Genomic DNA, 8,912 nt, shown 5'->3' on the forward strand with positions numbered 1-8,912 from the left:
GCCGAAAGGCTGATCTTGCCCGCGCCGATCGCGGCGCCGAACCGGAGCCGGCCTTCGAGCGACTCGCGGGTCCCCGCTTCCGCATCGGCAGCCAGCCCGCTGGCCAGAGCGCTCGCCATCTCGATGGTTCCGGCAAGCGCGCCGGGCCCGTCGGCGACGCTGCCGCCGCCCCGGACGACGCGCACGCTGTCGAGCGCGACGGGGTCGTAGGCGGGCCAGTTGACCCAGCCGCCGAACGGATCGCTCTGCGGGACTCCGTCGAGAATCAGGAGCGCCCGGCTCGATGCGTTCCCGCCCAGCGCCCGAAGAGTGACACCCTGGCTCGTCGGGTGGCCGCTGCGCGCGTCCGAGCGGCGGAACAGCTGCAGGCCCGGCACCTCCTTGAGAATCTGGTCGAGCTGGCTGCTCGGCGCGTCGCGCAGTCGCTGACGATCCAGTTCGTCGACGGCATAGGCGCGCTCGGCGGCAGGATCGGGAAGCGCCGGCGCGGTGATGATGATCGCCGGTGCCGGCTCGGGCGGCGGGAGCGCCTGGATCATCGCACCAGCAGCTAGAAGATGTCGTTAAGGGTGGCGGCGATGGTCAGGACGCTGGTCGCGGCGACACCGATCAAGGCCCACGTTGCCCAGGCCGGCCACAGCTCCTTCTCTTTCTCTTTCTTGCGCGTCACCGGCGGATGATGGCCCAAAGGCAGCGACATCGTCCACCCGTTGTTGACGGCGGACTGTGCCCATTGCGGATTTCCCGAGCCGATGGAATGCTGCCCCTCGTGCGGGAACTGGACGAAGTGCAGCGATATGACGGAGTGGCGATTGCCTTTCATTGGGCGATCGCGCTGTTGATCGCCGTCAACTGGCCGATCGGCCATTTCGGCGAGACCATCGAAGCCCGCCTGGGCCTGAACCTCGTCCCGTTCCACAAGTCGATCGGCCTGACTGTCCTGGCGCTCAGCATCCTGCGGCTCGTCTGGCGCCTGTCGCACCGGCCGCCGCCGCTGCCGTTGTCGATCAGCCGCTGGCGAGCGCGGGCCGCGCGCTTCACCCATGCCGCCTTTTATGTGCTCATCATCGCACTGCCGCTGACCGGCTGGCTGCGCGCCTCGGCCGGGCGCTACCCGCTGACCTGGTTCGGGCTGCTCGATGTGCCGAAATTCCCGATCGCTCGGCAAAGCGCCGAAGCCGCGCTGGCCATCGGCGCCCACAAATTCCTGGCCTGGACGATGCTGACACTTGTCGTCGTCCATGTCGCGGCTGCGCTGCACCACCATCTGAAACTGAAGGATGCGGTGCTGCTTCGGATGCTTCCAAAACGAGCTCGAAGCGGACAGGCGCCGCACGTGCGGCAGCGCGGGAACTGAGCGGCGGACTAGGCCGACAGGCGATCGCTGGCCGCGGACACGCTGGGCGCCGCCGGCGCGGCCGCCGTGTGGTCGATCATCGAAAGATAGCGGCTGGCGAGCTCCTGATGAACGCCCTTGGCTTCCACGCAGGTGGCGCGCTCGGCCGCCGCCAGCTCTTCTGCGGCACGCCGCAGGAAATAGTCCTTGTCGCCCATCGGTTGCCCCTTCCCCGGAACGACTCGCTGTATCCACCTAGTTGGTTATGTTGTCGCTAAAATGGATTAGGACGCGCGCGCCATGCACGCCGGGCAGGCCCGCAAGGCTGTGCAGCTCAACCCGCGCCTTGCCGCGGGTCCGGCTAAAGCGCTGCAGGTGGGGAGCAAAGCAGGCGTGGCAGACGATCCTGCCGCCGCCCTAATGCCGGCTTCGAGTGGAAAGCGGACGTTACGCGCGCTTGCGGCTACGAGACGGGCAGCGGCTGCAGGCAGACGGATCAGTGATCCTGACTGCCGCCGCCTTTATGCTCGAGCGTCCAGAACACGTGGGTGATGATCTTGCGGCCACCTTCGTTCTTCTCGAAAATGTGCGGCCGGCCTTTGCCGTCATAGGCGACCGCCCGTCCCCAGTCCGCCGGGCTGTTGCCGCCTTCCAGGGCTGCCTCCGCAGCCGCCGGCGCGGCGCCGAGCTTGCGTTCGCCGAAGTTGGTCGTGGCCTGGTGGCTATGCCCATAGATGGTCTCGAGCTGAACGAAGTCGTGCGCGTTCTGATACTCGTTCGACAACTGGTTCTTGATCGTTCCGTCGGGATCGTCTGTGTAATCCATGCAAGTGCCGTGGTTCGTGTTCGCGAACGTCTCGTCCGTGTGTCCGAGCCCATAGTCGTGACCAATCTCCTGGCACATCACGAGCCGCCGCCAACCGGGCGTGTTGTATTTGGCCGTGTCGAAATAGGTGTCGTTGACCTTGGTGTAGCCCGACACGATGTGGCCGCCAGAAATCGAGATTCCGGCGACGCCGAGCCAGCCGGTGCGGCCATATCGAGCGTTGCAAACCTCGATCTTCCCCGCTGCGGCCTTGCAACGTTTGGGGTCGGTAGCGCCCGCGACTAGGGGGCTCGCTATGACGCTGCTGTCATTCCAACTTGGCTTGGCCCCCTCAAACGGATTGCCGCTGGCATCCACACCAAGCGCGACCACGAGATACTGGTCCCAGCGCGAGTCCACATTATCACCGACGGTGACACCCAGCTGATTGGTGCCCTTGCTCCAGTGATAGGTGCCCCAGCTATGCTCTGCGAGCGCCGGGCTTCCGACGCTCAGTGCAGCAACCGAAACCAACGCCACGCGCAAAATCGTTTTTTTCATGACCGACCCCCTCAAACGAGATGAAAATTAGTGCCTCTGGTACGCCCCCGGGCGGGACTATTATCATCTTGTTAACCAGCCTGAACTCGCGTCAAGCCCGAGTCAAGTCCTTGAATGTCAAGCAGTCGTGGGGGAGCAGTTTAGTTGGCCGTCCTCATTGGACAGCCTTGTATCCGCCCGGCCATTCCACGGCACAAAGCGCGCCGGCGTCGGTTTGTGGCCCGATGCCCAAGACCCGAAAGCCGCGCAAGATGGCTCGCAAGGCGATCGCCGCCGAAGCCAAGGCCGCCAACGCGCTCGCTCCGCGCCGCAAGCCGCAGGCGAAGGTCGTCGACGCCGTCGGCCAGCTCGGCGACCAGCCGGAGCTTCGAACCGTCTCGGGCCTGGTCATCGCGACCGGCCTGCTAACGGCCAATCGCCGGCTCGTCCGCGCCGGAGTCCGGATGCTCCTCGCGCACGAGATCGCGACCCTGGCCAAAAACCTGATCAAGCGACGCATCGACCGGACTCGGCCCCACAGCGCGAGGAGCCATTCGGACCGGGTCGTCAAACCCGGGCGACATACGGCCAAGACGATGACGAGCTTTCCGTCGGGCCACAGCGCCGGATCGGTCGCGGTCGCGCGCGCATTCGGCCGCGAATACCCGCAGCATCAGGCACCCGCCGTTGCCGCCGCCGCGGTGGTCGCCGCCTTGCAGGTTCCGCGGCTCAACCATTTCCCGACCGATGTCGCCGCCGGGATCGCGCTCGGTGTCGCATCGGAAGCCGCGGCGGACCTCGTCATGCGCCTCGGCGAGCGGCTCGAGGAAGCGGCTACACCCGAAGCGCCGCCGCGGCCTCCGCCTCGCGCTTGAGGTTGCGCGCCAGCTGCGCCTGGCCGTTCAGATATTGCGGCGGCACGTGGATGTCGCGGTAGTCGAGCGCGGCCGCGGCGCGCAGGGTCCACATCGGGTCGATCAGATGCGGGCGGCCGAGCGCGACCAGGTCGGCGCGGCCCGCGGCGAGGATCGAATTGGCGTGGTCGGGCTCGTAGATGTTGCCAACCGCCATCGTCGCGACCCGCGCCTCGTTGCGCAATTTGTCGGAAAACGGAGTCTGGAACATCCGGCCGTAGACGGGTTGCGCGCCGGTCCAGGTCTGCCCCGCCGAGACGTCGATCAAGTCGGCGCCTTCGCGCGCGAAGGCTTCGGCGATCGCCACCGCGTCGGCGGCGGTGATGCCCTCATCGCCGGCCCAGTCGCTGGCCGAGATTCGAACCGACATCGGCATCTCGCCCGGCCAGGCGGAGCGCATCGCCGCGAACACCTCGAGCGGGTAGCGCAGCCGATTGTCGAGACTGCCGCCATATTCGTCGCTTCGGCGGTTCTGCAGCGGGGTGATGAAGCTCGACAGCAGATAGCCGTGCGCCGCGTGGAGCTCGACCATGTCGAACCCCGCCTCGAACCCCATGCGGACCGCGGCCACGAATTGATCGCGGACCAGGTCCATGTCGGCCCGAGTCATCGCCCTGGGCCGCTGGTTGACCGGCGACCAGGGCACGTCGGACGCGGCCATCACCGGCCAGTTGCCGTCGTCGAGCGGAACGTCATTGCCTTCCCAGCCGAGCTTGGTCGAGCCCTTGCCGCCCGAATGGCCGAGCTGCAGGCAGAATTTGGCCTTGCTGCTGGAATGGACGAAGTCGACGATCCGCCGCCACGCCGCGACATGCTCGGCGTTCCACATGCCCGCGCAGCCCGGGCTGATCCGACCATCGGGTGAGACGCAGGTCATCTCCGTGAACAGGAGGCCGGCGCCGCCCAGCGCGCGCTCGCCGAGGTGGACGAAATGAAAATCGCCCGGCACTCCGTCGACCGCGGAATACATCGCCATCGGCGAGACGGTGATCCGGTTCTCGACGCTCATTTCGCGGAGGCGGAACGGAGCGAACATCGGCGCAGCGGTCTTGCCCGGGACCCCGGCGCGCTCCCAGAACCAGCGCTCGACGCTCTCCAGCCAGTCCTTGTCGCGCAGCCGCAGATTCTCGTGGCTGATGCGCTGGCTGCGGGTCAGCAATGAGTAGGCGAATTGCAGCGGCTCGAAATGCAAATAGCGCTCGAGCGTCTCGAACCATTCGGTCGAGTTGCGGGCGCTGTTTTGCAGCTTGAGCACCTCGAGGCTGCGCTCCGCATGATATTCGAACAACGCGGCCTCGAGCTCCAGGCCCGGGCGGTTGAGCACGTCGGCCAGTTTGATCGCATCCTCGAGCGCGAGTTTGGTGCCCGACCCGATCGAGAAATGCGCGGTGTGCGCGGCGTCGCCGAGCAGGATGAAGCGGCCGTTCGACCAGCGCTCGCACTTGATTCGGCGGAAGTTGAGCCAGGCCGCGGAGCCGAGCAGATGCGCGGCGTTCGACGCCAGCGCGTGGCCGTCGAGATATTTGGCGAACAGGCGTTCGCACCGGGCGATGGCTTCCGCCTGGTCCATTCGGTCGAAGCCGAGCCCGCGCCAGGTTTCCTCGGAGCATTCAACGATGAAGGTCGAGCAGTCGGGCGCGAAGCGGTAGGCGTGCGCCCAGATCCATCCCGCCTCGGTTTGCTCGAACGCGAAGGTGAAGGCATCGAAGGCTTTCGACGTGCCCAGCCAGACGAACTTGTTGGCGCGCTGGTCGACGTCGACTCCCAGCTCGTCGGCGAAGCGGTCGCGGACGCGCGAATTGATTCCGTCCGACGCGATCACCAGCTCGTATTCGGCCCATTTGGGATCGTCGGGATCGCACTCGTGCCCGAATGTCAGTTCGACACCCAGCTCGGCGGCGCGCTGCTGCAGGATTTCGAGCAGGCGCATCCGGCCGATGCCGATGAATCCGTGTCCCGACGAGCGGATGCATTGCCCGCGGTAATGGACGTCGATGTCGTCCCAATGGGCGAACTCGTCGGCGATGACCTGCGCCGACTTGAGATCATTCGCGGTCAAATTCTCGACCGTCTGGTCGGAGAACACGACGCCCCAGCCGAAGGTCACTCCGCGCGGGTTGCGCTCGAACACATGGACCTCGTGGCTGGGATCGCGCAGCATCATCGAGATGGCGAAATAGAGGCCGGCCGGGCCGCCGCCGATGCAGGCGATCTTCATGGCCGGCGAACCCGCCGAAAGTCGCAAACGTCGCACTGTACGCGCGTGAGGGCCTTCAACGATGCCGCAATCAGCGCGTGACGGGAGAGGAACGAACGCATCGCCGCAACATGGCACAGCATTGCGCCTGTAGGACAGCCGGAATGTCAGCTTGGGGTGGAAAGCAGACATTACGAATGCACAGGTTACGGACGGAGAAGGCGCGTGAGGACCTCGACCAGTTCCGCCTGACGATAAGGCTTTGCCAGCACGGGCAAGTCCCGGTAGCCCTCGTCTAGGCTTTGGCCACTGTAGCCGGTTGAGAAAACGAACGGCACGCGGCGCGCCGCGAGCGCGTCGGCCACGGGATAGCTCTTCCTGCCGTCGAGGTTCACATCGACCATGGCTGCGTCAAAGGTTTGCGCGGCGATGAGCCCAAGGGCGTGATCGACCGTGGCGGCAGCGGTCACGGACTTGCACCCGAGGTCGGCCAAGATGTCCTCGACGTTTAGGAGGACCAGCATTTCATCTTCGACAACGAGGATACGGCGTCCGGAGAGCATTAACCGTCACCGGCGGGTTGCGGCGCGGGAATGTCGATTGTGCAGACCACGCCGTCTGGGCGGAAATCGAGCTGCGTTGTCCCGCCCAGCTCGAGAGCTAGGCCGCGCTCGATCACCCGCGACCCGAACCCCTTTTTGGACGATGGCCTGACAGGCGGACCATTCTCCTCGGTCCAGCGCAGGACCAGTCGATCGCCCTCGGGCGCCGGCTTGATCGTCCATTCTACCCGGACGCATCCGGTTTCGCCGGAAAACGCGCCGTACTTGGCGGCATTGGTGGCTAGTTCGTGGAAGGCGATGCCGAGAGCCAAAGCGGCTTTCGGCGAAAAACGGACATTCTCGCCTTCTATCCTGATACGCTCGGCCCGGCCCTTCGCGATCCCGAACGGCTCGAGGGCAGGTCTGACCACATCGTGCAATCCTGCGCTTTCCCAATTCTCGCGGGTCAGAAGGTCGTGCGACCGCGAGAGCGCAAAAAGTCGCGACTCGATCGCTTCCTGGATGATTTCAGGGTCGGTCGCGTTCCGCAGCGCCTGCGCGACAATTGACTGGACGGTTGTCAGCGTGTTCTTCACGCGATGGTTCAGCTCATCGATGAGCATCCGCGACTGGACCTGCTCCTCCTTGTGCCGAGTGAGATCGATGAACGACGCGAAATGCTGGATGACGTCGCCGCTTTTTTCGTCGCGGACCGGGCTGATGAACAGAGCCGCCCAGAACTCGCTGCCGTCCTTGCGGCGATAGCGGACTTCCGAGCTGTGTTCGTGGCTGCCGCCGAACGCAGCTTCGACGGCCGCCAGCGCCTTGGCATCTGCGCCCTGCGCCATCAGGAAGTTGAAGCTGTGGGCGAGGACCTCGTCGCGGCTGTATCCAGTCAGCGTGAGGAAGCTATCATTGGCGAAAATAATCGGATTGCCCGTTTCCGTCGCGTCCATGAACACCATCGGCATCCGCGTCTCTTCGGCGGCGACGACGAACGGACCACCTTCCCGCCGCAAGCTTTCGACCTGGCCTTCAGCGGCCCTTTGCTCCTTCGACTTATCAGGCATACCGACATGATAGAGATCAGTCCGCTGCTCGGCAAACGGGCGCTAATGTCCGGAATGGGTCGAAAGCGGACACTGGCGCTCGGTCATCCGAGCGGTGCTACGAACTCCTCGACGATGCGGTTGAAATCGGCGGGCCGCTCGATGTTGCTGAGGTGACCGGCCCCCGGGAGGATCTGCAGCTCGGCGCCGTCAATCATCTCGGCAAGATCGCGCGACAGCTCGGGCGGAGTGACGCTGTCGTCGCCGCCGACGAGCACCAGCGTCGGCACTCCGACGGACCGCGCCCGATCGCGCTGGTCGGCTAGCCAGACGGCTTCGGCGCCGATTCGGAAGGCGTCGGGATCGATCCTCGCCATCGTTTCGCGGACTTCCTGGTGCAGCGCTTCGGACGCCCCGGCGGCAAGCAGCACCGGAGTGCGCGCCGCGGCCAGCTCGCTCATCTGCTCGCTCGCCGCGATCGAACGGTCGTAGATCGCTTGCCCGTCGGGATGGACCGCAAAGCTGTCGGCGAGGATCAGCGACTCGCAGCGCTCGGGCGCCGAGTGATGGATCGCGATTGCGATCACTCCGCCCAGCGACAGTCCGCAGACATGGGCGCGGTCGATGCCCAGCGTAGCCATCGCGACCAGGATCGCGGCGGCGAAATCGTCGCGGGTCGTGCCGGGCGCCGCCGGGTCGCTTTCCCCATAGCCCGGATAATCGAACGCGATTGCCCGCCGGCTCTGGCCGAAATGCTCGAGCTGCGGGGCCCAAACGGACTTGTCGGAGCCGACCCCGTGCAGGAACAGGATCGGGACCGCACCGCCGCCGCCGGTCTCGTCGACGCCGATCGCCCTGCCGTCCGCCATGCTCACGCGCCCCATGCCGCCATGATGGCTTTGCAACCAGCCAAGGGCAAGTTACGCCCGAAGCATGACGCGAATGACGGTCAACGGCGAGGCGATCCATTACCGGCTCGACCCGCAGACGCCTTTGCTGTGGGCGCTTCGCGACGCGTCCAACCTGACCGGGACCAAGCACGGCTGCGATCATGGCGATTGCGGCGCCTGCACGGTGATCGTCGACGGCCGAGCGGTGCCGAGCTGCAGCGTCAGCATCGGCTCGCTCGAAGGCTCGGAGATCGTCACCATCGAGGGATTGTCGGCCAGCCGCACCCATCCGGTGCAGCAGGCGTGGGCGGCCGAGCAGGTCAGCCAGTGCGGCTATTGCGAGCCCGGTTTCATCATGGCCATCGCGGCGCTTCTGCAGTCGAACCCGAGCCCCGGCCCGGAGGCGATCGACGCGCTTCCCAACATCTGCCGCTGCGGGGCCTATCCGCGCATTCGCAAGGCGATCGCGCGGGCTGCGGCGGCGGCTGCGCCGGCCGCTCCAGAGGGATCGAATCGGTTAAGCAACGGCTCATCTGGCGAAGAGCAATTTTCACCCGGGAATCGATCTTGATGCGATGGAATATCGACATGCGTAAGAGCCTGCTGTTCCTGCTGCTCGCTGGCGCCGCCGTTCCCGCG

Annotated in this window: 11 protein-coding genes; 3 read left to right on the forward strand and 8 right to left on the reverse strand. The window is 65.8% G+C overall.

The window, feature by feature from the left end; genetic code table 11:
• Together H0T81_RS12690 and H0T81_RS12695 are read right to left on the reverse strand one after the other, a co-directional pair.
• A partial coding sequence (locus H0T81_RS12690) for a TonB-dependent receptor (protein WP_294013841.1) occupies positions 1 to 539 on the reverse strand: 539 nt, incomplete at its 3' end.
• 11 nt (positions 540 to 550) lie between these two features.
• Entirely contained in the window at positions 551 to 823 is a 273-nt protein-coding gene (locus tag H0T81_RS12695; RefSeq protein WP_294013844.1) for a hypothetical protein, read from the reverse strand.
• Here H0T81_RS12695 and H0T81_RS12700 point away from each other — a divergent pair.
• On the forward strand, positions 806 to 1,357 hold the full coding sequence (locus H0T81_RS12700) for a cytochrome b (RefSeq protein WP_294013847.1): 552 nt from the start codon (positions 806 to 808) through the stop codon (positions 1,355 to 1,357). The two genes, H0T81_RS12695 and H0T81_RS12700, sit on opposite strands and share 18 nt — an antisense overlap.
• Before the next feature lie 8 nt (positions 1,358 to 1,365).
• Here H0T81_RS12700 and H0T81_RS12705 read toward each other — a convergent pair whose 3' ends face one another.
• Both H0T81_RS12705 and H0T81_RS12710 read right to left on the reverse strand, forming a co-directional pair.
• Complete coding sequence (locus H0T81_RS12705) at positions 1,366 to 1,554, reverse strand: hypothetical protein (RefSeq protein ID WP_294013849.1); 189 nt, start codon at positions 1,552 to 1,554, stop codon at positions 1,366 to 1,368.
• A gap of 278 nt (positions 1,555 to 1,832) precedes the next feature.
• Positions 1,833 to 2,702 (reverse strand): hypothetical protein, encoded by an 870-nt coding sequence (locus H0T81_RS12710; RefSeq protein WP_294013851.1) that lies wholly within the window; start codon positions 2,700 to 2,702, stop codon positions 1,833 to 1,835.
• Positions 2,703 to 2,926: 224 nt separating this feature from the next.
• Between H0T81_RS12710 and H0T81_RS12715 the strand changes: the two genes are divergently transcribed.
• Positions 2,927 to 3,556 (forward strand): phosphatase PAP2 family protein, encoded by a 630-nt coding sequence (locus tag H0T81_RS12715; protein WP_294013853.1) that lies wholly within the window; start codon positions 2,927 to 2,929, stop codon positions 3,554 to 3,556.
• Here the strand turns inward: H0T81_RS12715 and H0T81_RS12720 are convergent.
• The 4 genes from H0T81_RS12720 to H0T81_RS12735 form a co-directional block, all read right to left on the reverse strand.
• Positions 3,516 to 5,813: a bifunctional salicylyl-CoA 5-hydroxylase/oxidoreductase gene (locus H0T81_RS12720; RefSeq protein WP_294013855.1), complete on the reverse strand. Its 2,298-nt coding sequence runs from the start codon at positions 5,811 to 5,813 to the stop codon at positions 3,516 to 3,518. The genes H0T81_RS12715 and H0T81_RS12720 overlap by 41 nt on opposite strands.
• A 185-nt stretch (positions 5,814 to 5,998) precedes the next feature.
• Positions 5,999 to 6,355, reverse strand: a complete 357-nt coding sequence (locus H0T81_RS12725) for a response regulator (RefSeq protein WP_294013857.1) — start codon at positions 6,353 to 6,355, stop codon at positions 5,999 to 6,001.
• On the reverse strand, positions 6,355 to 7,404 hold the full coding sequence (locus tag H0T81_RS12730) for an HWE histidine kinase domain-containing protein (RefSeq protein WP_294013858.1): 1,050 nt from the start codon (positions 7,402 to 7,404) through the stop codon (positions 6,355 to 6,357). The genes H0T81_RS12725 and H0T81_RS12730 overlap by 1 nt, the downstream gene beginning before the upstream one ends.
• A gap of 83 nt (positions 7,405 to 7,487) precedes the next feature.
• Entirely contained in the window at positions 7,488 to 8,267 is a 780-nt protein-coding gene (locus H0T81_RS12735; RefSeq protein WP_294013859.1) for an alpha/beta fold hydrolase, read from the reverse strand.
• A 49-nt stretch (positions 8,268 to 8,316) separates the two neighbouring features.
• On the opposite strand from H0T81_RS12735, the gene H0T81_RS12740 reads away from it, so the two are divergent.
• Positions 8,317 to 8,844, forward strand: coding sequence for a (2Fe-2S)-binding protein (locus H0T81_RS12740; RefSeq protein ID WP_294013860.1), 528 nt, complete (start codon positions 8,317 to 8,319; stop codon positions 8,842 to 8,844).
• Positions 8,845 to 8,912 lie beyond the last annotated feature (68 nt).

The organism is Sphingomonas sp. (assembly GCF_013812825.1).
Classification (GTDB): Bacteria; Pseudomonadota; Alphaproteobacteria; order Sphingomonadales; family Sphingomonadaceae; genus Sphingomicrobium.

Coding starts and splice junctions, on each gene's coding strand:
- H0T81_RS12695 (WP_294013844.1), bottom strand. CDS start 823: ATGAAAGGCAATCGCCACTCCGTCATATCGCTGCACTTCGTCCAGTTC.
- H0T81_RS12705 (WP_294013849.1), bottom strand. CDS start 1,554: ATGGGCGACAAGGACTATTTCCTGCGGCGTGCCGCAGAAGAGCTGGCG.
- H0T81_RS12710 (WP_294013851.1), bottom strand. CDS start 2,702: ATGAAAAAAACGATTTTGCGCGTGGCGTTGGTTTCGGTTGCTGCACTG.
- H0T81_RS12715 (WP_294013853.1), top strand. CDS start 2,927: ATGCCCAAGACCCGAAAGCCGCGCAAGATGGCTCGCAAGGCGATCGCC.
- H0T81_RS12720 (WP_294013855.1), bottom strand. CDS start 5,813: ATGAAGATCGCCTGCATCGGCGGCGGCCCGGCCGGCCTCTATTTCGCC.
- H0T81_RS12725 (WP_294013857.1), bottom strand. CDS start 6,355: ATGCTCTCCGGACGCCGTATCCTCGTTGTCGAAGATGAAATGCTGGTC.
- H0T81_RS12730 (WP_294013858.1), bottom strand. CDS start 7,404: ATGCCTGATAAGTCGAAGGAGCAAAGGGCCGCTGAAGGCCAGGTCGAA.
- H0T81_RS12735 (WP_294013859.1), bottom strand. CDS start 8,267: ATGGGGCGCGTGAGCATGGCGGACGGCAGGGCGATCGGCGTCGACGAG.
- H0T81_RS12740 (WP_294013860.1), top strand. CDS start 8,317: ATGACGCGAATGACGGTCAACGGCGAGGCGATCCATTACCGGCTCGAC.